Here is a 24,894-nt window from a genome sequence, read left to right on the forward strand (position 1 = left end):
CAAACCGCTCAGGCAAAGAAATAAACGCGGATTTCCCAGTTCCCATGTGAAGTTGTGGAAAAGCTGCCGCTACAGGCCCGCGTTTCGGAACCAGCGGATAATGGCCTCGCGGTCTTCGGGTTCCATATAGGTGACGTTGGCCGGCGGCATCGCGTGGCTGACGCCAGCCTGCAGATAGATTTGCTCGGCATTGCGGGCGATGTCACCTTCGGTTTCCAGAAGAACACCCTTGGGGGCCCAGAGGATTCCGTCCCAGACGGGCTCGCGCGCGTGGCACATTGAACAGCGCCCCAGCACGACGTCATGGGCTTCTTCAAAGCCGCTGGCCTGCACAAAGCGCTCCTCGAACTGGGTCAGAGGCTGCGCCTCGGCCTCTTCCAGCGGTTTGTACATCGGCGCAGTGGACAGCCACATGATGGCGATGAACAGCAGGGCCGTCACAAGCCAGGTCCAGGTCGGGTTGCCGGCCCGGGCGTGGCGGGTATTGAAGTAGTGCCGGATGGTGACACCCATCAGGAAGACCAGCGCCGCGATGATCCAGTTGTATTCGGTCGCAAAAGCCAAGGGATAGTGGTTCGACAGCATCAGGAAGACCACCGGCAAAGTCAGATAGTTGTTGTGGGTCGAGCGCAGCTTGGCGATCTTGCCGTATTTCGGGTCCGGGGTGCGGCCGTTTTTCAGGTCGTCCACAACGATCCGTTGGTTGGGCATGATGATGAAAAACACATTGGCCGTCATGATCGTGGCGGTGAACGCGCCCAGATGCAGCATCATCGCGCGGCCGGTGAAGATCTGGTTGTATCCCCAGCCCATCGCCACCAGCAGAACGAACAGCAGCAGCATCAGCAGGGTCGGGCGCTCGCCCAGACCCGATTTGCACAGGAAATCATAGATCAGCCAGCCCACGGTCAGCGACGCCGCCGAGATCAGGATGCCCTGCCACAGCGCCAGATCGGCCTTCTGTGCGTCGATCAGATACAGCTCGCCGCCCACCCAGTAAACGATCATCAGCAGGGCCGCGCCGCTGAGCCAGGTTGCATAGCTTTCCCATTTGAACCAGGTCAGGTGGTCGGGCATCCGCTCGGGTGCCACAAGGTATTTCTGGATGTGATAGAAGCCGCCGCCATGCACCTGCCATTCCTCGCCATCCGCAGGGCCGGGGATGTCGCGGTTCAGGCCGAGGTCCAGCGCGATGAAATAGAATGACGATCCGATCCAGGCGATTGCCGTGATGACATGCAGCCACCGCACCGCAAATGCCATCCAGTCCCAGAACACGGCGAATTCATACATGCAAAGCTCTCCGATTGCTTGCCGACACACTAGGCAAACGGGATTTTCTTCGGTATTCCCGTATATTGTCAAACTGTATCAAAAAAAACGAAAAGATGTCCTATCTCGACAATATCCGTACCTTTGTCCGGGTCTATGATCTTGGCAGCATGTCCGCGGCCGGGCGCGATCTGCGAATCTCGCCAGCGGTGACTTCGGCGCGGATTTCCCAGCTCGAAGATCATTTGGGTGTGCGATTGTTCCAGCGTACGACCCGAAACCTCAGCCCGACCGAGCAGGGCCGGGCGTTCTACCCCGGTGCAGTTGCGGTTCTGGATGCCGTGAACGAGGCCGAAGCGCAGGTCGTGCACCTGACCGAAGCGCCCCGGGGATCGCTTTTCGTAGCGGCTCCACTGGGGGTCGGGCGACGGCTGTTGGCGCCTCAAGTGCCTGAATTTCTTGCCGACTACCCCGAGATTGACGTGCGGCTGCGTCTGACGGACAGGTCTGTTGATCTCACGACCGAAGGGCTGGATCTGGCGTTCTTCATCGGTCAACCCGAAGACAGCACTTTGCGGATCCGCAAAATCGCGGATTGCCAGCGTGTCTTGTGTGCTGCGCCAGACTATGTCGCGCGTCGAGGCATGCCCCGGACCGGGGCGGAGCTGATCTCGGACCGGCACGAATGCCTGAACCTGCGATTCCCTGGGGCGACCGAGTTCCAATGGCTACTGCAGACAGCCGAAGGACCAAAACGGTTTGCGGTGTCCGGACGGTTCGAGTGCGACGACGGCGATGTTCTGACGGATTGGGCGCTGGCTGGGCAGGGGATCGCGATGAAACCCGTTTTTGAAGTGGCCGAGCATCTCAAGGCCGGGCGTTTGGTGCCTGTTGCCGTCGACACGCCACCGGTTTCGGTCCAGATGGCGTGTCTCTACACGCATCGGCGTCATCAGGACCCCAAGGCGCGCCTGTTCATGGATTTCATGATCTCGCGGATCGGCGACGTGGTGCGGACGTCGCAGGTCTGAGGGGTCAGCTGCCCCGGTAGGTCGAATACCCGAATGGCGACAGCAATAGCGGCACATGGTAATGCGCCTCGGGGTCGGACATGCCGAACCGGATCGGTATTTGATCAAGGAAAAGAGGGTCTTCAACGGCTTGCCCGGAGGCCCGCAAGTAGTCCCCCGCAAAGAAGATCAACTCGTAGATACCGGTCTTGAAAGTCTTTTCCGGCAGGATCGGACTGTCGGTGCGCCCGTCCGCATTGGTTTCCATCTCAACCAGTTTCCGGTGCGAATTGCCGGACACGCGGTACAACGCGATTTTCAGCCCCTCGGCCGGACATCCCCGCGCCGTGTCCAGAACATGGGTCGTCAGATAGCCTGCCACGAGTTGCTCCTGCTGTTGTCTGCACGTTTCGTCTTCGGATGCCATTTTGAGCAATCCGGTTTGCATTGCCCACCTTGCGGCAAAGGCCATGGCGCAGGGAACGCCGAAACAACCGGAAACAGCGTTCGGATTGATTTGATAATCCATCACGGTTTTATGGGATAAACCGAATGGAAGCTTGAAATTGAAGACGGAAAGCAGAATGCAGCCCCCCCGATACCCCCGCGACATGATTGGATACGGAGCCAACCCGCCAGATGCCCAGTGGCCGGGCGGAGCCAAGCTGGCAGTGCAGATCGTGCTGAACTATGAAGAGGGCGGCGAAAACTGCGTATTGCATGGCGACGCTGCGTCCGAGGCATTTCTGTCCGAAATCGTGGGTGCCGCGCCTTGGCCCGGCCAGCGTCATTGGAACATGGAATCCATATATGAATACGGCGCCCGCGCCGGGTTCTGGCGGCTGCATCGCCTGATGGCCGACCTGCCGGTGACCGTCTATGGCGTGGCCACCGCGCTGGCGCGCTCGCCTGATCAGGTGGCGGCGATGAAATCCGCCGGGTGGGAGATCGCCAGCCACGGGCTGAAATGGATCGAACACAAGGATATGCCCGAAGACGAAGAGCGCGCCCAGATCGCCGAGGCGATCCGCCTGCACACTGAGGTGGTCGGAGACCGTCCGCGCGGCTGGTACACGGGGCGGTGCTCGGACAACACCGTGCGGCTGGTGGCCGAGGAAGGCGGGTTTGCCTATGTGGCCGACACCTACGCCGACGATCTGCCTTATTGGATGCATACCGGTGGGCGCGACCAGCTGATCGTGCCCTATACGTTGGACTGCAACGACATGCGATTTGCCACGCCGCAGGGGTTCAACTCGGGCGACCAGTTCTTTGCGTATCTCCGCGACAGCTTCGATGCGCTCTATGCCGAGGGGCAGGCGGGCGCGCCCAAGATGTTGTCGATCGGTCTGCATTGCCGCCTGATCGGCCGGCCGGGCCGGGTGATGGCGCTGAAGCGGTTTCTGGACTATGCGCGCGGCTTCTCCGATGTATGGTTCGCGACCCGGTTGCAGATTGCCGAACATTGGGCGGCGCATCATCCGCCGCAGGATCGCCCACGCCCCTCGCAGATGGACCGCGACGCCTTCGTGGCGGCCTATGGCGGCATCTTCGAACATTCACCCTGGATCGCCGAGCGCGCCTGGGCGCTGGAATCGGGCCCCGCTCACGATACGGCGGGCGGGCTGCACAACGCGCTGGCGCGGGTGTTCCGTTCGGCCTCGTCCGAGGAACGCCTCGGCGTTCTGACCGCGCATCCGGATCTGGCGGGCAAGCTGGCGCAGGCCAAACGCCTGACGGCCGAAAGCACGTCCGAGCAGGCCTCGGCCGGGTTGGACGCCCTGACCGACGCCGAGCGTGACGCCTTTACCAATCTGAACACGCGCTACACCGAAAAATTCGGCTTTCCCTTCATCATCGCGGTGCGCGACCACGACAAGGCCTCGATCCTGCATGCGTTCCAGCGGCGCATCGAGAATGACCGCGAGACCGAGCTCGCCGAAGCCTGCTGTCAGGTCGAGCGCATCGCCGAGTTCCGGCTGCGCGACGTGCTGCCCTCATGACGCGGATCATTCCTATCGCGCCGCTGACGGCCCAATCCTTTGCGCCGTTCGGCGACGTGCTTGAGGTTTCGGGCGCACCGGACAAGATCATCAACCAGGGTCAGTGCGGGCGATACCATGACCGTGCGGTTCTGGATTTTGCTGACGGTCGTTCAGGGATCAGCCTGTTCGATGCCAATCCGCGGGCATTGCCCTATCAACTGGACATGGTCGAACGTCACCCTCAGGGCAGCCAGGCCTTCATTCCCATGACCAACCAGCCGTTCCTGGTGATCGTCGCGCCGGATGAGGGCGGCGTTCCGGGCCAGCCGCTGGCCTTCGTGACGCAGCCAGGGCAGGGAGTGAATTATCATCGCGGCACATGGCACGGCGTGTTGACGCCGCTGCACGCGCCCGGCCTTTTCGCGGTAGTCGACCGTATCGGTTCAGGCGCAAACCTCGAGGAGCACTGGTTCGACACCCCTTACGAGGTGGTTGAACGCTAAGCCGATTTTGAAGCCGCCGGAGAAGCGGCAAGACCCCCATGAGAAACAGGGAGACAGTTGAGATCATGGCCGAAACTTCGATAGGAACACCCGATCAGCTTCGGGATCCGAATTACACGCCCGCGCTGCACAAGGCGATACCACTCGGGATTCAGCACGTTTTGGCAATGTTTGTGTCAAACGTGACGCCCGCCATCATCGTGGCCGGTGCGGCCGGGTTTGGCTTCGGGTCGAACTCGCCCGATTTTCCCGAGCTGCTGTATCTGATCCAGATGTCGATGCTGTTTGCAGGGCTGGCGACCTTGTTGCAGACCATCACGCTGGGCCCGGTTGGTGCGGCATTGCCCATCGTTCAGGGAACAAGCTTTGCGTTCCTGCCCATCATGATCCCATTGGTGGCTGGCAAGGGCGTCGAGGCCCTTGCCGCGCTGTTCGGAGGCGTTCTGATCGGCGGCATCTTTCACGCCTGCCTTGGGATGTTCATTGGCAAGATCCGCTTCGCTCTGCCGCCATTGGTCACGGGCCTTGTTGTGACGATGATCGGATTGGCACTTGTCAAGGTCGGCATCCAATATGCGGCGGGTGGTGTCCCTGCGATCGGTACGCCGGAATACGGATCGCTGCTCAACTGGTCTGCGGCACTGGTCGTCGTGATCGTCACGCTGGGCCTCAAGTTCTTTGCCCGCGGAATGCTGTCGGTGTCTGCGGTTCTGGTCGGATTGGCCGTCGGCTATGTCTACGCCCTGATGGTCGGAATGGTGACGTTCGAAGCCATTGGAACAAGCTGGTCGCGGGCCGCTGGTTTCGCGCTGCCGGTGCCCTTCAAATATGGGTTCGAATTCTCGCTGGCGGCGGTGATCGGGTTCTGCCTCATGGCTTTCGTGTCAGCGGTCGAAACCGTCGGTGACGTTTCGGGCATTACCAAAGGCGGCGCGGGTCGCGAGGCCACGGACAAAGAGATCGCGGGAGCGACCTACGCAGATGGTGTTGGCACGGCCGTCGCCGGTATGTTTGGCGGTTTGCCGAATACCTCGTTCAGTCAGAATGTCGGCCTGATCGCGATGACCGGAGTCATGAGCCGCCATGTCGTCACGATTGGTGCGCTGTTCCTGATCCTGTGCGGACTTGTTCCCAAGGTCGGCGCCATCATACGCACTGTTCCGATCGAAGTTCTGGGGGGCGGTGTGATCGTCATGTTCGGCATGGTGGTGGCTGCCGGCATTTCGATGTTGTCCGACGTGGACTGGAACCGCCGCAACATGGTGATCTTCGCAATCTCGCTGTCGATCGGGCTCGGCTTGCAGCTGGAGCCCGGCGCGGTTCAGCACTTGCCGGACACAATCCGCATCCTGATGACAAGCGGACTGCTGCCTGCGGCGCTGATCGCCATCGTGCTGAACCTCATTCTGCCGCATGAACTGGCCGAGGAGTCGACCGAAGAGGTCTCGGGCGGAATGGCCGGTCACGGCGCTGGCAGTTTGCCGCACGACTGAAACCTGTAACTCAGCCCTGCAGCGCCAAGCGCGCTGCGGGCTATTCCGTCTGAGCCATCATACCGGCGACATCGAGCATACGGGCCGAAAAACCCCACTCATTGTCATACCATCCGAAAACCCGGACCTGATTTTGCCCGACGACTCGTGTTTCCGGTCCGGCAATCACCAGCGATTCCGGTCGCGTACGCAGATCGGACGAGACCAGCGGCAAGTCGATCCAGCCGAGCACCTTTGATGCCTCGACGGCGCGGCGCAATTCGGCAGAGAACAGCTCCGGATCCATTCCATTTTGCAGGGTCACGACCAGATCGATGGCCGAGACGCTGGCAGTGGGCACCCGCACCGCCGCACCGGAAATACGTCCGGCCAGATGGGGCAGAACCTCGTCGATCAGATGGGTCGCGCTTGACGTTGTGGGTACCATCGACAAGGCCCCGGCCCGCGACCGCGCCAGGTCGCCGCGCGGGGCGTCCACCATCGGCTGGCTGTTTGTGTAGCAGTGAATCGTGGTCATGTGCGCTGAGGCGATGCCTCCGATCTCGTCGATCACCTTGGCCAGCGGCGCCAGCGCGTTGGTGGTGCAGGACGCGTTCGACACAATCCGGGCACTGCCCAGCATGTCTTCGTTGGCACCCAGAACGATCGTTGTTTCGGCGGCCGGGGACGGGCCGGAAATCAGCACCTTGCCAGCCCCTGCCTGCAGGCCCCGGATTGCGACATCCGAACTGCGCGCGATACCCGTGCAATCCAGCATCACGTCCACGCCGGACAGATCGACATCGGCAAGGTCGTCGCTGTGGCTCAGTGGAATCGATTGTCCATCTACCTGCAAGGCCCCGGCGCTGGTTTCGACCGAACCGGCATAGGGGCCGAACGTGCTGTCGTACTTGAACAGATAGGCACAGGTCTCAAGCGGTGCGATGTCGTTGATCAGCACCACTTGAACATCCGAACCCGCTGGCAGGGCCATGACCTGCCGCAGGATCGTGCGGCCGATGCGGCCGAATCCGTTGATTGCGAGTTTCATGCGCAAGCTATGGCAGGCCGTTTGACCGACCTCAATGCCCGTATGGCGTCGCCGCTATCCGCAGCTGACCTGCGAGAAGAACTGGCCCGAAATATTCTGGTACATGCTTGACCGGATCACCTTGCACCCGGTTGCCTGCTGGATGGCCGCAATGGCCTGAACCGTGCGCAGGCGCGGCGGCGGGCCGAACGGGTTGAGGTTGTTGTTGTCGCGGGTCGCACGATACACGACAGGGGCATCCGCAACCTGCGTCACAGCCCATGTGCGGCTCATGACGGATACGGTTTTGGTCGCTTCCTTCGCCACGACCGGGGCGGTGTCGACGGCGACCATGAAGCCGATCATGGCCAGTGCCGTCAGAGGGGCGCGCAGTTTCATCGACCAATCTCCACGAATGAACAAAACGAAATCACCTCTGATTTCAGCAAATTCCGCCGTCCCTGTGAACCCCTGCCGACGCAAAAGCCCGTTTTCAGAACCTTTTGCTGGTCATCGTGTGGACAGTTTCAACGGCATGTGCCGATTGACGTCCTTGTAGAGCAGATACCGGAATCGCCCCGGCCCGCCCGCGTAGCAGGCTTGAGGACAGAACGCGCGCAACCACATGTAGTCACCGGCCTCGACCTCGACCCAATCCTGGTTCAGTCGATAGACGGCCTTGCCCTCAAGCACATAAAGCCCGTGCTCCATGACATGCGTTTCGGCAAAGGGGATGACCCCGCCTGGTTCAAACGTGACAATGTTCACATGCATGTCATGGCGCAGATCACTTGGATCCGCGAAGCGCGTGGTGGCCCACCGACCTTCGGTGCCGGGCATTGGGGTTGGGGCGACGTCGCGTTCGTTGGTGATGATCGGATCGGGGGCCGGCAATCCGGGTACGGCCTCATAGGCCTTGCGTACCCAATGGAACCGGGCCACGGCGTCAGAGCGGTTGTGCAAGGTCCAATCGGACCCGGGCGGAATGTAGGCATAGCCCCCTGTGACCAGCTCGTGGACCTGCCCCGCAAGGGTCAGGGTAACCGACCCTTCGACGACGAAGACCACGCCTTGAGCCTTCGGGTCCGTCTCGGGCGTGTCGCTGCCGCCGCCCGGCTGAACCTCCATGATGTATTGCGAAAACGTCTCGGCAAACCCACTGAGGGGGCGCGAAAGGACCCACAGTCGGGTCTGTTCCCAAAACGGCAGAAAGCTGGTCACGATGTCGCGCATCGTGCCTTTCGGGATGACGGCATAGGCGTCAGTGAACATGGCGCGGTCGGTCAGGAGCTGAGTCTGGTCCGGAAGCCCGCCGGTGGGCGCGTAGTAGTTTTGATGAGCCATTCCTGTGCCTCAAGCTTGGTTTCCGGTTACTATGGTCGCATCAGCGGCGGGCCGATAGCGCCGGCAGTCCGATAGGTTTGTTCGGCATTATTTGAAGGTCCGGCCGCTGGGGCTTGGCCCTGATTGCTCGGATGTATATTCTTGGTGCAGATCAATTTTCACGAAAGCGAGTTTCGCATGACTGTCCGGTTGCCTGCTGCCCTGTTTGCGCTGTTTTTGTCGGGTGTCGTGGGGGCGGTCGATGCCAAGCCTCTGTCCCGGATCATCGCCGAAATGGGGCTGAGCCCGGAAGACTATCAGGTTCTGGACGCGACGACGTCTTCGATGCTGGCAGGCGGGACCCCAAGCGTCGGGCAGGAGCGCAACTGGGTCAACGAGAAAACGGGCACCAAAGGCACGGTCAGGATACGGGACGTGAAGGATAACTGCGTTCACTTCCAGCACTTTGTGCAGCCGTCCGGGGCGGCGCCCAACCCGGAAATCCGCACCCGTCAGTGCAAGGATGCCAGCGGCAATTGGATTCTGACGCCGTAATCGCGGATCAGTAACCGCGGCTGCGATCAACCTCGTGCAGCAGGGGCTGACCTGCGCTCAGCCGCAGAAAGTTCTGGGCGACATCCGCCAACGCATCACCCAGATGCCATCCCGACACATGCGGTGTGATCGTGACCGCCGGGTGCCGCCATAAGGGGCTGTCTTTGGGCAACGGTTCTTGTGCGGTCACATCGAGAACCGCGTGCCCCGGACGACCCCGGTCAAGTGCCTCGATCAAGGCTTCCTCGTCGATCAGGTCGCCACGTCCCGCATTCAACAACTGGCTGCCGTCCTTCATCGCGCCGAGCATTTCTGCGTCAAACAAGCCGATGGTTTCGAGGGTCGAGGGCAGAATCGCGCAGACATGGTCGCAACCGCGCAGCATTCCCGGCAAAGCATCCTGCCCGTGCAGACAGGTCACATCTTCGATTTGCTTGGGCGACCGGCTCCAGCCGATGACCTGAAACCCGACATCGCGCAGCATGCGGGCGGTACGGCTGCCGATATGGCCCAGCCCCAGAACTCCGACTACGGTGTCAGATGTCAGCACCGGCGCTTTCGGCCGCCACTCGGCCCGCCGCTGAGCGTCCGCGTGAAAGCCCATGTTCCGGTGAGCGTACAGGATATAGGCCAGAAACCACTCTGCGATGCCTTGCGCCGGGGCGTCCGGTTTCAGGCGGGCCACGCGGACATGCGCGGGCAGGGCGGGGTTCGACACGATTGTCTCGACCCCGGCGCCCAGCTTTTGCACCAGCTGCAGATTGGGCAGGCGGCTCGCGTGATCGTCCCGCAGGCCGACAACCGCCACCATGGTGACCTCGGCCGGGTCACCAATGGTGCTTGGCGTGCGCACATCGGCCGTTGGTGCATATCGCCGTACTTCTTCGGCAATCTCGGCATCGCTCATCCAGTCGGACAGCCTGGTATCGATCAGCAACGCCATCTGCGCCCCTCTTCCGTTTCAAATTGATTGCAAGTGACGTGCCGTCACGCGGCTGGACACAGTTGCCGCAGCTAAGCCATCCTCGGCGCAAAGGTAAAGCCCGGTTCCGGGATCTACGGAGGATTCTTCATGAACATGTCATTCGTCTTGCGCGAGGAGAACCGGGCGCTGCTGGAGCGGGTCCGCGACATGATCCGCAACGAAATCATGCCCCTGGAAGAGGAATACCAGGCCGAGATCAACAAGGGCGACCGCTGGCAGTACACCGAACGCCAGGCCGAGATCCTGGAAGGGTTGAAGGCCAAGGCCAAGGCGGCAGGTCTGTGGAACTTCTGGCTGACCGACAGCGACAAGGGCTTTGGCTTGACTACAGTCGAATACGCCTATTTCGCCGAAGAGATGGGCAAGACCCCGCTGGGCGCCGAGGTGTTCAACTGTTCCGCCCCCGACACCGGCAACATGGAGGTGTTCGAGCGCTACGGCACCGAGACGATGAAGGAACAATGGCTCAAGCCGCTGCTCGAGGGCGAGATCCGCTCGGCCTATCTGATGACCGAGCCGGATGTGGCCTCGTCGGATGCCACGAATATCTCGATGTCCTGCGTGCGGGACGGGGATGACTATGTTCTGAATGGCGAGAAATGGTGGTCGTCCGGCGCGGGCGATCCGCGCTGCAAGGTCTACATCGTGATGGTCAAGACCGGCGGCGACGACCTGCCCAAGCACAAGCGCCAGTCGATGATCGCGGTGCCCGCCGACACGCCGGGGATCGAGATCCTGCGCCCGATGGAAGTGTACGGCCATGACGACGCGCCGCACGGGCACATGCATATTCGGTTTACCGATGTCCGGGTGCCGGCCGAGAACATCCTGCTGGGCGAGGGCCGCGGGTTCGAAATCGCGCAGGGGCGCCTCGGGCCCGGTCGTATCCATCACTGCATGCGCGCGATCGGCCAGGCCGAGATGGCGCTGGAGCAGATGTGCAAACGCGCCCTGCAGCGCGAAGCCTTCGGCAAGAAGCTGGCGCAACTGGGTGCCAATTTCGACATCATCGCCGAGTGCCGGATGGAGATCGAGATGGCCCGCCTGCTGTGTCTGAAGGCCGCGTGGTACATGGATCAGGGCGATGCGCGCGCGGCGGCCCCGTGGATCAGCCAGATCAAGGTCGTGGCACCGCGCGTTGCGCTGAAGGTAATCGACGAGGCGGTGCAGATGTTCGGCGGGCAGGGCGTCAGCCAGGATACGCCGCTGGCCACCGCCTGGACGCATGTGCGCACGCTGCGGCTGGCCGATGGCCCGGATGCGGTGCATCGCCGTCAGGTTGCGCGGGCCGAACTGAAAAAGCATACCCAGGAAAAGATCTGACATGCAGGACGCGGCGATGCAGCCAGTGGTGGGTAAGACCGCTTATTTCCGGGTCGCGCCCGACGGGGCCTTTGTCGGAAATGACCCGGCGCGCGGGCCGTGGTCGGCTGACCACTGTCATGCCGGCCCGGTTGCGGGCCTGATCGTGCGCGCGGCCGAGATCGAGGTCGGCCCCGACAAGATGCTGACCCGCCTGACCGTCGATCTGCTGCGCCCGCTGCCTCTGTCCGGTCTTCGCGTGGCCGCCGAGACCGTGCGCCACACCAAGACGCTGGCCACCACGCGCGTCACCGTGCATGATCTGGACGACACGCTGTGCGCGACCGCCACCACGATGCATCTGGCGCGCCGGGATCTGGGGCTGGTGCCCAATGTGGCGATCCAGGGCCCCGACCTGTCGCAGATCGAAGACGGCCCGTTTCCCATCGGCGAAATGCGGCATGACCTGCCCGGCTTTGCCCATCATTCCGAGGTGGCCTATCCCAAAGGCGGCAACCAAGGGGCGGGGCCGAAAACCATCTGGATGCGCACCCCGCCTCTGCTCGAGGGTGAAACCCCCTCGCCGATCCAGTCGCTGTGCCCGCTGGCCGATTGCGGCAACGGAATTTCGTGGAATGCGCCGACCTTTGAAATGGGGTTCATGAACACCGACCTGACGGTGCAGGTCCACCGCGAGCCGATGTCCGACTGGCTCGCCTCGGACTCCGTGTCGCACTGGCAGCCCAGCGGCATCGGGATGTCGCAGTCGGTTCTGTACGATACTCAAGGCCCGATCGGCACGGCGCTGCAGACTCTGGTCCTGTTTCCGCCGAAATGAGCGGCAAAATCGGTGCTTACCACCGAACCGCGTTGCCAGCGCCGGTTGGGCACCCTATCTTCGCGTTCATGCGCTGGATACCCACCTTGTTCGCCTGTTGCCTGCCGTTTACCGCGGTGGCGCACCCGCATGTCTTCATCGACACCGGGCTGGAGTTCATAGTGGACGAGTCGGGCAACCTGACCCATGTCCGCGTCACCTGGGCCTATGACGAGTTCTACTCGCTGCTAGTGCTTGAAGACATGAGATTGGATCAGGACGGCGACGGCGTGCTGTCCGAAGCCGAAGAGCAGCGCCTCGCCGGTTTCGACGCGCAGTGGGTCGAAGGATACAATGGCGATCTGGTCATCCTGGCCGCCGATCAACCGGTTGCCTTGTCCGGTCCGCTGGAACCGCGCGCCACGACCGAGGATGGTCGTATCGTGACAACCCATCTGCGCAAGGTCGAGGGCGACCCTTTGCCCGCCCAAAGCCTGTCTGCCAAACCCTATGACGAGACATTCTATACCGCCTACGAGGTGACGCGCCCGGTCACCGTTTCCGGGCCTGAATCCTGCCGGATCGACAGGTTCGAGCCGGATATCGACGGCGAACTGGCCCAGATGCAGGCCTTTCTGCTGACCCTGGACGCCGACTATGACCTCGAGGAGAACGACATCCCCCTGGTCGGTGAACGCTTTGCCACCGAGATCCGCGTTTCATGTCCCGCTACCTGATCCTGCCGGTCGGCCTGGCAATAGCGCTGCTGCTGTGGTTCTGGGGCAGCGGAGGCTTTGACAGCCTCGCGTCCTGGGCCGCGGGCGAGCAGCGGGAATTTCAGAACCAGATCGCCCGAGCCCTTCGGGCCGCGCGGGCCGAACAGCCCGAGGCCGTGGCCACGCTGCTGGCCGTCTGTTTTGCCTATGGGTTCTTCCATGCGGTGGGGCCGGGCCATGGCAAGGTGCTGATCGGAGGGTATGGGCTGGGCCGCAATGTCGCCTTTCTGCGCCTGTCGGCGATCAGCGTACTGTCCTCGCTGGGGCAGGCCGTGACGGCGATCGTTCTGGTGTATGCAGGCGTTCTGGTGTTCCAGATGTCGCGGGAAAGCTTGGTCGGCACCACCGAGCAGATCATGGCCCCGGTCAGCTATGGTGCGATCGCGGCCATCGGGCTGTGGCTGGTTCTGCGATCGCTGCGCAGTTTCGCCCGGCGCGGTCGTTCGGACAGTGCCCCGCATGACCATCACCATCATCATGATCACGGGCATCATCACTATCACGACAGTGAGGCTTGTTCCGATTGCGGGCATCGTCATGGCCCCACCGCCGAAGAGGTGGCCCAGGTCGGCAGCCTGCGCGAGGCGCTGATCCTGATCGCCGGCATCGCCGCGCGACCGTGTACCGGAGCTTTGTTCGTGCTGATCCTGACCTGGCAGATGGGCATCGCGATGGTCGGTATCGCCGGGGCCTTTGCCATGGCGCTGGGCACCGCGACCGTCACCACCCTGGTTGGCTGGACGTCGTTCGGGTTGCGGGGAGGGCTCTTGGCCTCGGCCTCGGCTACGCGGTTCGCGGCCGTGCTGGCGCCCACGATCGAACTGGTGGCCGGGCTGCTGATCGCGGTGATCGCCGGTGGATTGCTGCTGCGCGCGCTCTGACGTCAGTCGAAAACAGGATCGGGGTAGCCCACCCGCGCCAGGTACAATCCTTGCGGCGGGCAGACCGGCCCGCAGGCCGCGCGGTCGGCGGCCTCGAGCGCATCGCGCACGTCCTGCGGTGTCCAAGCGCCCGCGCCGACCCGTTCCAGCGTGCCGACGAAACTGCGGACCTGGTTGTGCAGGAAGGACCGGGCGCGGACGTGGAAATGCACCTCGGGGCCGGAAAAGCCCTGAACCTGTTCGACGCGCAGCTCGTCCAACGTCTTGACCGGGCTGGCCGCCTGGCAGATCGAAGACCGGAAGGTGGTGAAATCGTGCCGCCCGATCAGCATGTCGGCCCCTTCCTGCATCGCGGCGACATCCAGCGGATGCCCGATCTGCCAGACCTGGCCCTTGTCATGGGTCGCGGGCGCACGGCGGATCAGGATGCGAAACAGGTATTGCCGCTCGATGGCCGAGAACCGCGCATGCCAGTCATCCGCCACCCGCGCGGCCTTGAGAATCGCCACCGGCAACGGCTTGAGGTGATAGTTCAGCGCCTCGGACAGGCGGAACGGGTCCCAGTCTTTTTCAAGGTCGCAATGGGCCACTTGCCCCAGCGCGTGAACGCCCGCATCCGTGCGCCCGGCGGCCGCGATCGTGTGTGACCCGGGCTGTAGTTTCGACAACGCCGCCTCGATGGCGCCCTGGACCGAGGGCAGATCCTTCTGCCGCTGCCATCCGGCAAACGGCTCACCTTGGTATTCGACTTTCAACGCGTATCTGGGCATGGGCTGCTGGTACCCTGCCGGAGGCGCCCGGGCAAGGGCAGGCGGCAAAAGCGCTGGCAACCGGGGCAGCGGCTACCTATCTTGGGACAAACAAGAAATGCGGGGCGGCGGTTTGGTCATCTCATCACTGGCAGACAGTCTTGTGCGCGGCGTCGAATCCGTCGGCGACCGCGTGTCCGAGACGTTTTTCGAACCGGTCGTGCGGCTGGGCGTCACCGGTCTTGCGCGGTCGGGCAAGACGGTGTTCATCACGTCGCTGGTGGCCAACCTGCTGGACCGGGGGAGGATGCCCGGCCTGGTCGCCCAACAGGAGGGGCGCATCAACGCCGCCTACCTGCAGCCGCAGCCCGACGACACAGTGCCCCGGTTCGATTATGAATCGCACCTGTCGGCACTGACCGGGCCTCAGCCCCATTGGCCCGACAGCACCCGCGCCGTGTCCGAGCTGCGCCTGTCGTTCAAGGTCCGCCCTGCCGGGCTGCTGGCCGGCCTGCAGGGGCCACGCACCGTGCATCTGGACATCGTCGACTATCCCGGCGAATGGCTGCTGGATCTGGCACTGCTCGAAAAAACCTATGACGACTGGTCGCGCGAAACGTTGGAGCGGATCGCGCAGCGTCCGGCAGCCGCCGATTTCCTGACCCAGGTCAAATCCGTTGATCCGGCCGACCCCCATGATGAACCCACCGCGCAGGCCCTGTCGCGGGGCTTTGCCGACTATCTGACTGCCGCGCGGGATGCGGGGTTTTATGACTGCACGCCGGGCCGGTTCCTGCTGCCGGGCGATCTGGCCGGGTCGCCGGTGCTGACCTTTGCGCCGTTGCCGGTCGAGAGCGCCGCGCGCCGCCGCAGCCTGCACCGCGAGATGGAGCGCCGGTTCGAGGCCTACAAATCGCAGGTGGTGAAGCCCTTTTTCCGGGATCATTTCGCCCGGATCGACCGGCAGGTGGTGCTGGTAGACGCGCTGGGCGCGATTCACAAGGGTCCGCAGGCGGTCGAGGACATGCGCCGCGCCATGGGCGACATCCTGTCGGCCTTCCGGCCCGGCCGCAATGCGTGGCTCAGCCAGATGTTGCTGGGCAAGCGGGTCGAACGCATCCTGTTCGCGGCCACCAAGGCCGATCACCTGCACCACCTGCAGCACCCGCGCCTGACCGCGATCATGGAGGCCCTGACCCGCGAGGCGCGCGACCGCGCCAGGTTCGCCGGGGCCGAAACCGCCGCCATGTCCATCGCCGCGCTGCGCGTGACGACCGAAGAGATCCGCAATCACAACGGCGTCGAACTGCCCTGCGTGCGCGGTAGTTTGGAGAATGGAAAACAGGCGGCCTTCTACCCCGGAGAGCTGCCCGAAGACCCCGCCCATCTGCTTAATCCTGCGCGTAAGGGGGCCGACACCTGGCTGGGCGAGGAGTACGGGTTCATGACCTTTGCCCCGGCGCATCTTTCGCTGCGCCCCGGTGACGGCCCGCCGCATATCCGGCTGGACCGCGCCGCGCAGTTTCTGATCGGAGACCGGCTGTGACCGTCACCCTCAGGCCCGCGCGCAGCCTCGACGCTGGGGCGGTCGGAGAGATCCTGCACGGCTTTGCACGCGAAAACGACTGGATGCCCGAGCTGCATTCGGGGGCTGAAGCCATCGCTTTTTGTGGGCAGATGATCGACAAAGGATGGGTCACGGTTGCCGAACAGGGCGGCAAGGTCGCAGGCTTTTTGGCCATGGACGGAACCGAGGTTCATTGCCTGTACCTGAGTCCCCCTGCGCGGAATCAGGGGATCGGCACAGAACTGCTGGACAGCGCCAAGGCAGGTCGCCGAGAACTGGCGCTGTATGCGTTTCAGGCCAACACGGGCGCGTGCCGGTTCTACGAACGGCACGGCTTTATAGAAGTGGCCCGCAGCGAAGGCGCCGACAATGATGAACAGCTGCCGGACATTCGGTTCGTCTGGCGGAAAAAGGAGTGACGCATGGCCAAGGGTCCGGTTCTGATCGAGCTTGACGAGGATGCCCCTGCCGCCGACGTGGCGAAGGCCGCGCCGGTACCGGATATCGCGCCGCCCCAGGGGCAGGCGATGCAGGCCGCGGCCCGCCTGGCCGCGCGCAAGCCGTCGGTTCTGGGCCGCTGGTTCTGGGGTCTGGCGCTTGCGATCGTGGGGGCGGCGGTCTCTGTCGCCGCATGGAATTTCGCCACCTCGCTGATCGCCAGCGTTCCGGTGCTGGGCTGGATCGTGACCGGCCTGATCTGCGCGCTGGTGCTGGTGGCCCTGCTGATCGCGCTGCGCGAACTGGCCGCGCTGGGCCGGCTGTCGCGGGTGGACGGGATGCGCCGTGCCGCCGATGCCGCGCTGGCCGATGCCGATCTGGCGCAGGCCCGGGCCGTGACCCAGCGCCTGATCGCGTTTTATCGCGGGCGCGAGGATACGCGCTGGGGCCGCGACCGCCTGGCCGAACGGATCGAGGAACAGTTCGACGCCTCGGGCCTGCTTGGGCTGGTCGAGGACGAATTGCTGGCCCCGCTGGATGCCGCCGCCAGCCGCGAGGTCGAGGCCGCCGCGCGCCAGGTCGCGACGGTGACGGCGCTGGTGCCGCTGGCGTTGGCCGATGTGGCGACGGCGCTGCTGGCCTCGTTGAGAATGATCCGCCGGATTGCCGAAATCTATGGCGGGCGGGCCGGGTTTCTGGGGGGCTGGCGGTTGACCCGCGCGGTGTTCGTTCACCTGGTGGCCACCGGTGCGGTGGCCGTGGGCGACGACTTGCTCGAACCGGTTCTGGGCGGGTCGGTCCTCAGCAAGCTGTCGCGCCGCTTTGGCGAAGGGCTGGTCAACGGCGCCCTCAGCGCCCGTGTCGGCGTGGCCGCGATGGAGGTCTGCCGTCCGCTGCCCTTCTCGGACCGGCACAGGCCGTCGACCCGCGGCATGGTCTCGCGCGCGCTGAGCGGGCTGTTTTCCAAGGGTTGATCTGCCGCAAAGCCAACGGGCCGCTGCGCATGGCACAATCTTCCGGAAGGGAGACCAGCCATGGCGGATCACGGCCACAGCCAACAGGAAATCGCAGACCGGATCGACGCCCCGCCCGGGCGCGGGGTCCTGCGCGACGTGGTCTATGGCGGGATCGACGGATCGGTGACCACGCTGGCCATCGTGGCGGGCGTGGCCGGGGCCGGGTTGTCGCCCTTCGTCATCGTGGCCTTGGGCCTGGCCAACGTACTGGCCGACGGATTCTCGATGGCGGCGGGCAACTACTCGGGGACCAAGGCCGAGCTGGACAATATCCGACGGATCCGCGCCATTGAAGAGCGCCACATCCGCCTCTACCCCGACGGCGAGCGCGGCGAGGTGCTGGAGATCCTGTCCCGCAAAGGCCTGTCGGGCCGGGTGCTGGAACAGGCAACCGATGTGATCACCGCCGATCGTGACACCTGGATCAACCTGATGATCGAGGGCGAATACGGGCTGGGCAGCGTCGATCCGCATCCGCTCAAGGCCGCTGCGGCCACGTTCTCGGCCTTTGTCGTAGCCGGCATGGTTCCGCTCGTGCCGTTCCTGTTGGGGGTTGAGGGCGCGTTTCCAGCCTCGGTCCTGATGACGCTGGGCGTGTTCTTTGCCATCGGCGCGATGAAAAGCCGGTGGTCGCTGGCGCCCTGGTGGCGCTCGGGGCTTGAGACGCTGGCGATTGGTGGAGCGGCGGCGGCAATTGCCTATCTCGTCGGGTCTCTGTTCCATCCCTAGATCACTGGCATCAGATCGCAACAGGCTGAAACCATTCGGGATTTCCAGACTGTCTTACCGCACCTGCACAGGATAGCCTGTAATGCAGATTTGCCCGGAGGTGCGGTTTGGAATCTCTGCTTGTTCTTGTTGGCCTGGTCGTTTTGGCGATGCCGGTATCTATTGTCGTCTTGCTGGTCGGCCATGCCCGTCTGCGGAGGCGGGTCGAGCAGTTGGAGAGTCGGTTGGGTGCCGGGCCGCAACCGGACGCGGAGCGGCTACCACAGACGCAGTCCGCTCCAGCAGAGGTGTCGACGCCTGAACCGCGACCGGCCCCTTGGGGCCCGCCGAAACAGGAAAGCCCACCGACGCCGGACCAACAGCCTGACCCTGAAGAATCGGCAACTGTTACTGAGAGTGCATCGCCTCCGGCCGCAGTGGTGTTCCGCGCCGAGCGGTTCGACGATCTGAGCGCGTGGCTGCGCGAAAATTGGTTCTATGCCGTATCCGCCCTATCGCTGGCGCTGGCGGGGATTTTCCTGGTGCAATACGGGGTCGAGAACGGGTTGCTGCCGCCCACCGCGCGCGTGCTGGCTGCCCTGGGTTTCGGCGCACTGCTGATCGTAGCGGGTGAAGTCGTGCGGCGCCTATACGGCGATGACGAGTCGTCGGCGACTGCCTACCTGCCTTCGGTGTTCTCCGGCGCGGGGCTGGTCACGCTGTTCGGCGGTGTGCTGGCGGCGCGTCAGCTCTATGACCTGATCGGCCCCGAGGCGGCCTTGGCGGGCATGATCGCCATCGCTCTTGTCGGGCTGGTTCTGGGCTGGTTCCACGGCCCGCTGCTGGCGGCGATCGGGTTGATCGGAGCCTTTGCCGCACCTTTCGTCGTGGGTGGCGACTCGGCTGACCCGTCCTGGCTGTACGGATATTTCTTCGTGATCACCGGGCTGGGGCTTGGGATCGACACGGTGCGGCGCTGGGCTTGGGTGTCGGTGCTGGCGCTGGTGGGCGCCTATTTAGCGGGCCTTTTGCTGGTGACGGGTTCGCCGATCGCGGAACCGGCTTTCCTCGTCTACGTGGCCGCCGTTGCCGTGATCGCCATTGCCATTCCCGTGCGCCGGATCTGGCCCGATCACGACGGGGCGATGTTCAGCGAACTCCTTGTCAGAAAATCCAGCGGTCCGTGGCCCGAATTTCCGACGCGCCTGGCCTTCGGGGCGGTGATGGCAAGCTCGGCCATTCTGGCACTGCAATGGGCGGATACGAGCGGTGAGTTCTGGCTGGCTGTGATCCTGCTGGCGGGGCTGACTTTCGCCCTGCTGATCTGGGCAAAGGACGCGCCGGCCCTGCAGGACATGACCGCGCTGCCTGCCCTTGGGCTGGGTGGTTTCGTGTTCACGCACGGGTTTGATGGCGGCGCGGTGGCGCGTGGCTTCTGGCAGACCTATTCCGAAACGCCCGAGGCGGCTTTCCCGTTGGCTGTGACCTTGCTGGTTGCGCTGGGCGCGGTGGTATCGCTTCTGGCGGCATGGCGGTCGTTTCTGGGCGGGCGGTACCCGTTGGTCTGGGCCGGTGCCGCCGCGCTGTACGCCCCGGCGCTGGCCATCGCGCTTGAGCTTGGCTGGCGTCCGGCCAGCGTGATCGGCGCTTACCCCTGGGCCCTGCATGCGGTCGCGCTTGCGGCGCTGATGGTGTTACTGGCCGAGCGCTTTGCCCGCGTGGATGGCGAGGCACGGATGCGTCCGGCTTTGGCCACGCTGTCGGCCTTGTCCTGCCTGACCTTCGCCTGCGTGATCGTGCTCAGCTCGGCGGCGCTGACCATCGCTTTCGTGGTCACGATCATCGCGGCGGCGGCGCTGGACCGGCGGTTCAACCTGCCGCCGATGAGCTGGTTCATCTGGGCCGGAGTCGTCACCGTCACGTTCCGGCTGATCCTTAACCCGGGTCTGGACTGGGCGCTGCACGCGCCGGTTCCGGAAATGGCGCTGGTCTATGGGGCTGCGGTTGCAGGCTATCTTGCCGCATGGTGGATGCTGCGCCCGCTGGACCGCCCAGTCGCCAATGTCATGCTAGACAGTGCAGCGTGGGCGACGGGCGGCGTTCTGGTGTCTCTGCTGCTGTTGCGCTGGCTGGAAGGGCTGGGCGAGGGCGGTGCCGACGACAGCCATTGGGGGCTGGGCCTGCTGTCGGCCATTTGGCTGCTGCTGGCCTTTGCGCAGGTGCAGCGGTTTGCGCTGGGCGGGCGACTGAACTGGGTTCGGGTCGCACTGGGCGTGTTCTTTGCCGCGCATGGCCTGTTGTGGCTGGCGCTGGCTGCGACAGTGGCCAACCCTGTTTTGCGGTTTGGGGCAGATCCTGTTCTGGGGCCTCCGGTGGTTAACACGCTTGCCATTGCCTATCTGCTGCCGGCTCTTGTCATCGGCCTGTCCGCGTGGCGGACCCCCGCGATGCCGGCGCAGTTGCGGCTGGCCTGTCAGGGGGTGTCCATTGCGCTGGGCGCCTTGTGGCTGGGCCTGACCATCCGGCATTTCTGGCAGGGCGCGGCAGGGATGTTTGAAGGCAACGGTGTATCCCAGCCCGAGCTATACACTTACACGCTCGCCCTGCTGGTGATCGGCGCGGCGCTGTTCTATCAGTCGTTGGCGCGTCGGTCGGACCTGATGCGCAAGGCCGGGCTGGCGGTGATCGGGCTGGCGGTGGCCAAGGTGTTCCTGATCGACATCTCGGGGCTGGGCGGTCTGATCCGGGTGTTTTCGTTGCTGGCCTTGGGGCTGGCGCTGGCGGGTCTGGCCTGGCTGAACCGCTGGGCCAAGCTGCGCCATTCGCCGCAGGGGCCGGAAGCTCTGGACCAATAGGCGCAACCGGCCTATAAGCCCGGCCATGCAAGACGTTCTGGCCATTATCATTCGAATTATTTCCCCGGCGCTCTGAGTTTCCGAGACGCCGGGCAAAGGTGCTTGAGTTCATCGCACCGACCGCTTCGATCCAAACACGCCAAGATCATCCAAGGGACGCCTCTCCATGTGCGCCGACACGACCCAGACACCCGACTACAAAGACACGCTGAACCTGCCCCGAACCGAATTCCCCATGCGCGCCGGCCTGCCCAAGCGCGAGCCCGCATGGCTGGACCGCTGGGAAAAGATCGGCGTCTATGACCGCCTGCGCGACAAACAGGGTCGCAAGCCCTTCACGCTGCATGACGGCCCGCCCTATGCCAACGGGCATCTGCATATCGGCCACGCGCTGAACAAGACGATCAAGGACATGATCGTGCGCAGCCACCAGATGATGGGCTTTGACGCGCGCTATGTGCCCGGCTGGGACTGTCACGGCCTGCCGATCGAATGGAAGATCGAGGAACAGTACCGCAAGAAGGGCAAGAACAAGGACGAGGTTCCGGTCATTGACTTCCGCCAGGAGTGCCGCAAGTTCGCTGAAGGCTGGATCGACATCCAGCGCGAGGAGTTCAAGCGTCTGGGCATCACCGGCAACTGGGCCGATCCGTACGTCACCATGGACTATCACGCCGAGGCGGTGATCGCGGACGAGTTCATGAAGTTCCTGATGAACGGCACGCTGTATCAGGGCTCGAAACCGGTGATGTGGTCGCCGATCGAGAAGACCGCCCTGGCCGAGGCCGAGGTCGAGTATCACGACAAGGAAAGCTTTACCATTTGGGTGAAGTTCAAGGTGGTGAACACTGGTGACACCACGCTGGACAACGCCTATGTGGTGATCTGGACCACGACGCCCTGGACCATGCCGTCGAACAAGGCCGTGGTCTATGGCAAGGACATTTCGTACGGGCTGTACGAAGTGACCGGCCGCCCCGAGGAATGCTGGGCCCGGATCGGTGACCGTTATCTGCTGGCCGATAACCTGGCCGCCGACGTGTTCGCCCGCGCGCGGCTGGACGACACCATGTACCGCCGCCTGTGCGACGTCACGCAGGACGATCTGGCCAAGATCCAGCTGCAGCACCCGCTGGCAGGGGCCGAAGGGTCCAACGGTGAATGGGATGACATCCGCGATTTCCGCGCGGCCGATTTCGTGACCGATACCGAAGGCACCGGCTTCGTCCATTGCGCGCCCTCGCACGGGATGGAGGAATTCGAGCTGTTCCGGGATCTGGGCATGCTAGAACAAGTCATCACCTACAACGTGATGGACGACGGTAGCTTCCGCGCTGACATGCCGTTCTTCGGCGGCAAGTACATCCTGTCGCGCAAGGGCGGCGAGGGCGATGCGAACAAGGCTGTGATCGACAAGCTGGCCGAGGTCGGCGGGCTGCTGGCGCGTGGCAAGATCAAGCACAGCTATCCGCATTCGTGGCGGTCCAAGGCGCCGATCATCTATCGTAACACACCGCAATGGTTCGTGTCCGTCGACCGCAAGCTGGACGATGGCATGGACGAAATGGGCGGCACTATCCGCGAACGCGCCCTGCGCTCGATCGACGAGTTGGTGAAATGGACGCCGCCCTCGGGCCGCAACCGCCTGTATTCGATGATCGAGGCGCGCCCCGACTGGGTTCTGTCGCGCCAGCGTGCCTGGGGTGTGCCACTCACGTGCTTCACCAAGAAGGGCGCTCTGCCCACCGACCAGGACTATCTGCTGCGCAACCCGGACGTGAACACCCGCATCAAGGCCGCGTTCGAAGAATACGGCGCCGATGTCTGGTACACCGACGGCTTCAAACAGCAGGTGCTGGATGGCATCGTGAACCCCGACGATTATGACCAGGTGTTCGACGTACTGGACGTGTGGTTCGACTCGGGCTCGACCCATGCGTTCGTTCTGCGCGACCGTGAAGATGGCACCGACGACGGCATTGCCGATGTCTACATGGAGGGCACCGACCAGCACCGCGGATGGTTCCATTCCTCGATGCTGCAGGCCTGTGGCACGATCGGTCGCGCGCCGTATCGCAACGTGGTCACGCACGGGTTCACGCTGGACGAGAAGGGCAACAAGATGTCCAAATCGCTCGGCAATACCATCGTGCCGGAAGAGGTCGTCAAGCAATACGGTGCCGACATCCTGCGCCTGTGGGTGGCCCAGACCGACTATACCGCCGACCAGCGGATCGGGCCGGAAATCCTGAAAGGGGTCGCCGACAGCTATCGCCGGCTGCGCAACACGATGCGCTTCATGCTGGGTTCGCTGGCCGACTTCACCGAGGCCGACCGGATCGACCCGGCCGAGATGCCTCGTCTGGAACGCTGGGTGCTCTGCCGCCTGGCCGAGTTGGACGAGCAGGTCCGCAAGGGCTATGCTGCGTTCGACTTCCAGGGCGTGTTCAGCGCGGTGTTCAACTTTGCCACCGTCGACCTGTCGGCCTTCTATTTCGACGTGCGCAAGGATGCGCTGTATTGCGATGGCGACACCCCGCGCCGCCGGGCCGCGCGCACGGTGCTGGATATCCTGTTCCACCGTCTGACCACCTGGCTGGCGCCGGTTCTGGTCTTTACGATGGAAGAGGTCTGGCTCGAGCGGTTCCCGGGCGAGGACAGCTCGGTGCATCTGGTCGACTTCCCCGACACGCCTGCCGATTGGCGCGATCCCGCTCTCGAAGAAAACATGGCCAAGATCCGCCGTGTGCGCCGTGCGGTGACAGCCGCGCTGGAAGTGCAGCGCCGCGACAAGGTTATCGGCTCCAGCCTCGAAGCCGCGCCGGTCGTGCATGTCGAGGATGCCGAAACCCGCGACCTGCTGGCGACCTTCGACGTGGATGACCTTTGCATCACTTCGGGCCTGACCGTCACCGCCGACCCAGCCCCGGCCGAGGCGTTCCGCCTGCCCGAGATCGAGGGCGTCGGCGTCGTGTTCGAAAAGGCCGAAGGGGCCAAATGCCAGCGCTGCTGGAAGATCCTGCCGGATGTGGGACGTCACGCCCACCCCGGCGTCTGCGGCCGATGCGATACGGCGCTGAGCTGAAAATGATCTCTGAAACCCCCACCATCGCGCGGGGGTTTTTCTTGCGGCTTGCCGTGCACCCGCTGATCTGAAACTCTGCGCCCATGCCGATGATTGCAGTGGAAACCCAGTTCGGATGCCTTGGGATAGAAGAAGAGGACGGTGCCATCACCAGTCTGGTGTGGGACGGTCACACAGCGGGTGAGAAGACCCCGCTGCTGATCGAAGCGGGGTTACAAATCAGGGCCTATGCCGAGGGCCGGTTGCAAAAGTTCGACTTGCCGCTGCGTGTCGTTGGGTCCGAGTTCCAGAATCAGGTCTGCGACTTGATGTCCGCGATTCCTTTCGGTGACACACGGACCTACGGTGATATCGGGCAGGATCTTGGGTGTCCGGCGCAAGCTGTCGGGCAGGCCTGTGGTGCCAACCCGATCCCGGTGATCATTCCATGTCACCGCGTTCTGGCGGCAAGCGGGCTTGGCGGGTTCTCGGGGCAGGGCGGGGTTGAGGGCAAGGTTGCCCTGTTGCGTCACGAGGGCGCTGCCAGTCTGCTGATCTGACCACCGGAATCCGGTTGCAATCTTTT

The 24,894-nt window shown here is 63.7% G+C and carries 23 protein-coding genes; 16 read left to right on the forward strand and 7 right to left on the reverse strand.

The annotated features are described in order from the left end of the window. Positions 1-69 precede the first annotated feature (69 nt). A complete protein-coding gene (locus tag ACR0NB_RS00540; RefSeq protein ID WP_170366689.1) occupies positions 70-1,293 on the reverse strand; it encodes a urate hydroxylase PuuD in 1,224 nt (407 codons plus the stop codon). Positions 1,294-1,388: 95 nt separating this feature from the next. Between ACR0NB_RS00540 and ACR0NB_RS00545 the strand changes: the two genes are divergently transcribed. Continuing rightward, positions 1,389-2,303: a LysR family transcriptional regulator gene (locus tag ACR0NB_RS00545; protein ID WP_170337484.1), complete on the forward strand. Its 915-nt coding sequence runs from the start codon at positions 1,389-1,391 to the stop codon at positions 2,301-2,303. A 4-nt stretch (positions 2,304-2,307) separates the two neighbouring features. Here ACR0NB_RS00545 and uraH read toward each other — a convergent pair whose 3' ends face one another. After that, entirely contained in the window at positions 2,308-2,664 is a 357-nt protein-coding gene (uraH, locus tag ACR0NB_RS00550; RefSeq protein WP_093963044.1) for a hydroxyisourate hydrolase, read from the reverse strand. Positions 2,665-2,866: 202 nt separating this feature from the next. On the opposite strand from uraH, the gene puuE reads away from it, so the two are divergent. From puuE to ACR0NB_RS00565, 3 genes are all read left to right on the forward strand, one after another. Then, positions 2,867-4,285: an allantoinase PuuE gene (puuE, locus tag ACR0NB_RS00555; protein ID WP_480774677.1), complete on the forward strand. Its 1,419-nt coding sequence runs from the start codon at positions 2,867-2,869 to the stop codon at positions 4,283-4,285. Next, the gene (locus tag ACR0NB_RS00560; RefSeq protein ID WP_480774678.1) at positions 4,282-4,770 is read left to right on the forward strand and encodes an ureidoglycolate lyase; all 489 of its coding nucleotides are present in this window, start codon (positions 4,282-4,284) and stop codon (positions 4,768-4,770) included. Before puuE ends, ACR0NB_RS00560 begins: the two co-directional genes overlap by 4 nt. 65 nt (positions 4,771-4,835) lie before the next feature. After that, the gene (locus tag ACR0NB_RS00565) at positions 4,836-6,263 is read left to right on the forward strand and encodes a uracil-xanthine permease family protein (RefSeq protein ID WP_480774679.1); all 1,428 of its coding nucleotides are present in this window, start codon (positions 4,836-4,838) and stop codon (positions 6,261-6,263) included. 40 nt (positions 6,264-6,303) lie between these two features. Here ACR0NB_RS00565 and ACR0NB_RS00570 read toward each other — a convergent pair whose 3' ends face one another. The 3 genes from ACR0NB_RS00570 to ACR0NB_RS00580 all read right to left on the reverse strand — a co-directional run bounded on the left by ACR0NB_RS00570 (position 6,304) and on the right by ACR0NB_RS00580 (position 8,616). After that, the gene (locus ACR0NB_RS00570) at positions 6,304-7,293 is read right to left on the reverse strand and encodes a type I glyceraldehyde-3-phosphate dehydrogenase (protein ID WP_480774680.1); all 990 of its coding nucleotides are present in this window, start codon (positions 7,291-7,293) and stop codon (positions 6,304-6,306) included. Positions 7,294-7,347: 54 nt separating this feature from the next. Next, positions 7,348-7,671, reverse strand: coding sequence for a hypothetical protein (locus ACR0NB_RS00575; RefSeq protein WP_244952372.1), 324 nt, complete (start codon positions 7,669-7,671; stop codon positions 7,348-7,350). Between the two features lie 111 nt (positions 7,672-7,782). Beyond that, on the reverse strand, positions 7,783-8,616 hold the full coding sequence (locus tag ACR0NB_RS00580) for a bifunctional allantoicase/(S)-ureidoglycine aminohydrolase (RefSeq protein WP_480774681.1): 834 nt from the start codon (positions 8,614-8,616) through the stop codon (positions 7,783-7,785). 144 nt (positions 8,617-8,760) lie between these two features. Between ACR0NB_RS00580 and ACR0NB_RS00585 the strand changes: the two genes are divergently transcribed. Then, positions 8,761-9,150 carry a hypothetical protein gene (locus ACR0NB_RS00585; RefSeq protein WP_480774682.1) on the forward strand — a complete coding sequence of 130 codons (390 nt, stop codon included), beginning with the start codon at positions 8,761-8,763 and terminating at the stop codon, positions 9,148-9,150. Positions 9,151-9,157: 7 nt separating this feature from the next. Here ACR0NB_RS00585 and ACR0NB_RS00590 read toward each other — a convergent pair whose 3' ends face one another. Continuing rightward, the gene (locus tag ACR0NB_RS00590; protein ID WP_480774683.1) at positions 9,158-10,093 is read right to left on the reverse strand and encodes a 2-hydroxyacid dehydrogenase; all 936 of its coding nucleotides are present in this window, start codon (positions 10,091-10,093) and stop codon (positions 9,158-9,160) included. A gap of 129 nt (positions 10,094-10,222) precedes the next feature. Between ACR0NB_RS00590 and ACR0NB_RS00595 the strand changes: the two genes are divergently transcribed. The 4 genes from ACR0NB_RS00595 to ACR0NB_RS00610 all read left to right on the forward strand — a co-directional run bounded on the left by ACR0NB_RS00595 (position 10,223) and on the right by ACR0NB_RS00610 (position 13,911). After that, positions 10,223-11,458 carry an acyl-CoA dehydrogenase family protein gene (locus ACR0NB_RS00595; protein ID WP_480774684.1) on the forward strand — a complete coding sequence of 412 codons (1,236 nt, stop codon included), beginning with the start codon at positions 10,223-10,225 and terminating at the stop codon, positions 11,456-11,458. Between the two features lies 1 nt (position 11,459). After that, positions 11,460-12,275, forward strand: a complete 816-nt coding sequence (locus tag ACR0NB_RS00600; RefSeq protein WP_480774685.1) for a thioesterase family protein — start codon at positions 11,460-11,462, stop codon at positions 12,273-12,275. Positions 12,276-12,343: 68 nt separating this feature from the next. After that, the gene (locus ACR0NB_RS00605; protein WP_170337495.1) at positions 12,344-12,991 is read left to right on the forward strand and encodes a DUF1007 family protein; all 648 of its coding nucleotides are present in this window, start codon (positions 12,344-12,346) and stop codon (positions 12,989-12,991) included. Further along, a complete protein-coding gene (locus ACR0NB_RS00610; protein WP_480774686.1) occupies positions 12,976-13,911 on the forward strand; it encodes a nickel/cobalt transporter in 936 nt (311 codons plus the stop codon). The genes ACR0NB_RS00605 and ACR0NB_RS00610 overlap by 16 nt, the downstream gene beginning before the upstream one ends. Before the next feature lie 2 nt (positions 13,912-13,913). Here ACR0NB_RS00610 and truA read toward each other — a convergent pair whose 3' ends face one another. Continuing rightward, a complete protein-coding gene (gene truA, locus ACR0NB_RS00615) occupies positions 13,914-14,681 on the reverse strand; it encodes a tRNA pseudouridine(38-40) synthase TruA (RefSeq protein WP_480774687.1) in 768 nt (255 codons plus the stop codon). Positions 14,682-14,793: 112 nt separating this feature from the next. Here truA and ACR0NB_RS00620 point away from each other — a divergent pair, with 112 nt between their 5' ends. The 7 genes from ACR0NB_RS00620 (at position 14,794) to ACR0NB_RS00650 (ending at position 24,868) form a co-directional block, all read left to right on the forward strand. After that, positions 14,794-16,206: a YcjX family GTP-binding protein gene (locus tag ACR0NB_RS00620; RefSeq protein WP_170401667.1), complete on the forward strand. Its 1,413-nt coding sequence runs from the start codon at positions 14,794-14,796 to the stop codon at positions 16,204-16,206. After that, positions 16,203-16,646, forward strand: a complete 444-nt coding sequence (locus ACR0NB_RS00625; RefSeq protein ID WP_480774688.1) for an N-acetyltransferase family protein — start codon at positions 16,203-16,205, stop codon at positions 16,644-16,646. The genes ACR0NB_RS00620 and ACR0NB_RS00625 overlap by 4 nt, the downstream gene beginning before the upstream one ends. A 3-nt stretch (positions 16,647-16,649) precedes the next feature. Next, the gene (locus ACR0NB_RS00630) at positions 16,650-17,639 is read left to right on the forward strand and encodes a YcjF family protein (RefSeq protein ID WP_480774689.1); all 990 of its coding nucleotides are present in this window, start codon (positions 16,650-16,652) and stop codon (positions 17,637-17,639) included. A 60-nt stretch (positions 17,640-17,699) separates the two neighbouring features. After that, the gene (locus tag ACR0NB_RS00635; RefSeq protein WP_480774690.1) at positions 17,700-18,410 is read left to right on the forward strand and encodes a VIT1/CCC1 transporter family protein; all 711 of its coding nucleotides are present in this window, start codon (positions 17,700-17,702) and stop codon (positions 18,408-18,410) included. A gap of 419 nt (positions 18,411-18,829) precedes the next feature. Then, a complete protein-coding gene (locus ACR0NB_RS00640; protein WP_480774691.1) occupies positions 18,830-21,244 on the forward strand; it encodes a DUF2339 domain-containing protein in 2,415 nt (804 codons plus the stop codon). A 166-nt stretch (positions 21,245-21,410) separates the two neighbouring features. Then, a complete protein-coding gene (gene ileS / locus ACR0NB_RS00645; protein WP_480774692.1) occupies positions 21,411-24,329 on the forward strand; it encodes an isoleucine--tRNA ligase in 2,919 nt (972 codons plus the stop codon). Between the two features lie 83 nt (positions 24,330-24,412). After that, positions 24,413-24,868, forward strand: a complete 456-nt coding sequence (locus tag ACR0NB_RS00650) for a methylated-DNA--[protein]-cysteine S-methyltransferase (RefSeq protein WP_480774693.1) — start codon at positions 24,413-24,415, stop codon at positions 24,866-24,868. Positions 24,869-24,894 lie beyond the last annotated feature (26 nt).

This window comes from Ruegeria sp. CG3 (genome assembly GCF_056537205.1).

What these genes read in the sequence shown, in the direction of transcription:
- ACR0NB_RS00540 (WP_170366689.1), bottom strand. Translation starts at nt 1,293, where the DNA reads ATGTATGAATTCGCCGTGTTCTGGGACTGGATGGCATTTGCGGTGCGG.
- ACR0NB_RS00545 (WP_170337484.1), top strand. Translation starts at nt 1,389, where the DNA reads ATGTCCTATCTCGACAATATCCGTACCTTTGTCCGGGTCTATGATCTT.
- puuE (WP_480774677.1), top strand. Translation starts at nt 2,867, where the DNA reads ATGCAGCCCCCCCGATACCCCCGCGACATGATTGGATACGGAGCCAAC.
- ACR0NB_RS00560 (WP_480774678.1), top strand. Translation starts at nt 4,282, where the DNA reads ATGACGCGGATCATTCCTATCGCGCCGCTGACGGCCCAATCCTTTGCG.
- ACR0NB_RS00565 (WP_480774679.1), top strand. Translation starts at nt 4,836, where the DNA reads ATGGCCGAAACTTCGATAGGAACACCCGATCAGCTTCGGGATCCGAAT.
- ACR0NB_RS00570 (WP_480774680.1), bottom strand. Translation starts at nt 7,293, where the DNA reads ATGAAACTCGCAATCAACGGATTCGGCCGCATCGGCCGCACGATCCTG.
- ACR0NB_RS00575 (WP_244952372.1), bottom strand. Translation starts at nt 7,671, where the DNA reads ATGAAACTGCGCGCCCCTCTGACGGCACTGGCCATGATCGGCTTCATG.
- ACR0NB_RS00580 (WP_480774681.1), bottom strand. Translation starts at nt 8,616, where the DNA reads ATGGCTCATCAAAACTACTACGCGCCCACCGGCGGGCTTCCGGACCAG.
- ACR0NB_RS00590 (WP_480774683.1), bottom strand. Translation starts at nt 10,093, where the DNA reads ATGGCGTTGCTGATCGATACCAGGCTGTCCGACTGGATGAGCGATGCC.
- ACR0NB_RS00595 (WP_480774684.1), top strand. Translation starts at nt 10,223, where the DNA reads ATGAACATGTCATTCGTCTTGCGCGAGGAGAACCGGGCGCTGCTGGAG.
- ACR0NB_RS00600 (WP_480774685.1), top strand. Translation starts at nt 11,460, where the DNA reads ATGCAGGACGCGGCGATGCAGCCAGTGGTGGGTAAGACCGCTTATTTC.
- ACR0NB_RS00605 (WP_170337495.1), top strand. Translation starts at nt 12,344, where the DNA reads ATGCGCTGGATACCCACCTTGTTCGCCTGTTGCCTGCCGTTTACCGCG.
- ACR0NB_RS00610 (WP_480774686.1), top strand. Translation starts at nt 12,976, where the DNA reads ATGTCCCGCTACCTGATCCTGCCGGTCGGCCTGGCAATAGCGCTGCTG.
- truA (WP_480774687.1), bottom strand. Translation starts at nt 14,681, where the DNA reads ATGCCCAGATACGCGTTGAAAGTCGAATACCAAGGTGAGCCGTTTGCC.
- ACR0NB_RS00630 (WP_480774689.1), top strand. Translation starts at nt 16,650, where the DNA reads ATGGCCAAGGGTCCGGTTCTGATCGAGCTTGACGAGGATGCCCCTGCC.
- ACR0NB_RS00635 (WP_480774690.1), top strand. Translation starts at nt 17,700, where the DNA reads ATGGCGGATCACGGCCACAGCCAACAGGAAATCGCAGACCGGATCGAC.
- ileS (WP_480774692.1), top strand. Translation starts at nt 21,411, where the DNA reads ATGTGCGCCGACACGACCCAGACACCCGACTACAAAGACACGCTGAAC.
- ACR0NB_RS00650 (WP_480774693.1), top strand. Translation starts at nt 24,413, where the DNA reads ATGCCGATGATTGCAGTGGAAACCCAGTTCGGATGCCTTGGGATAGAA.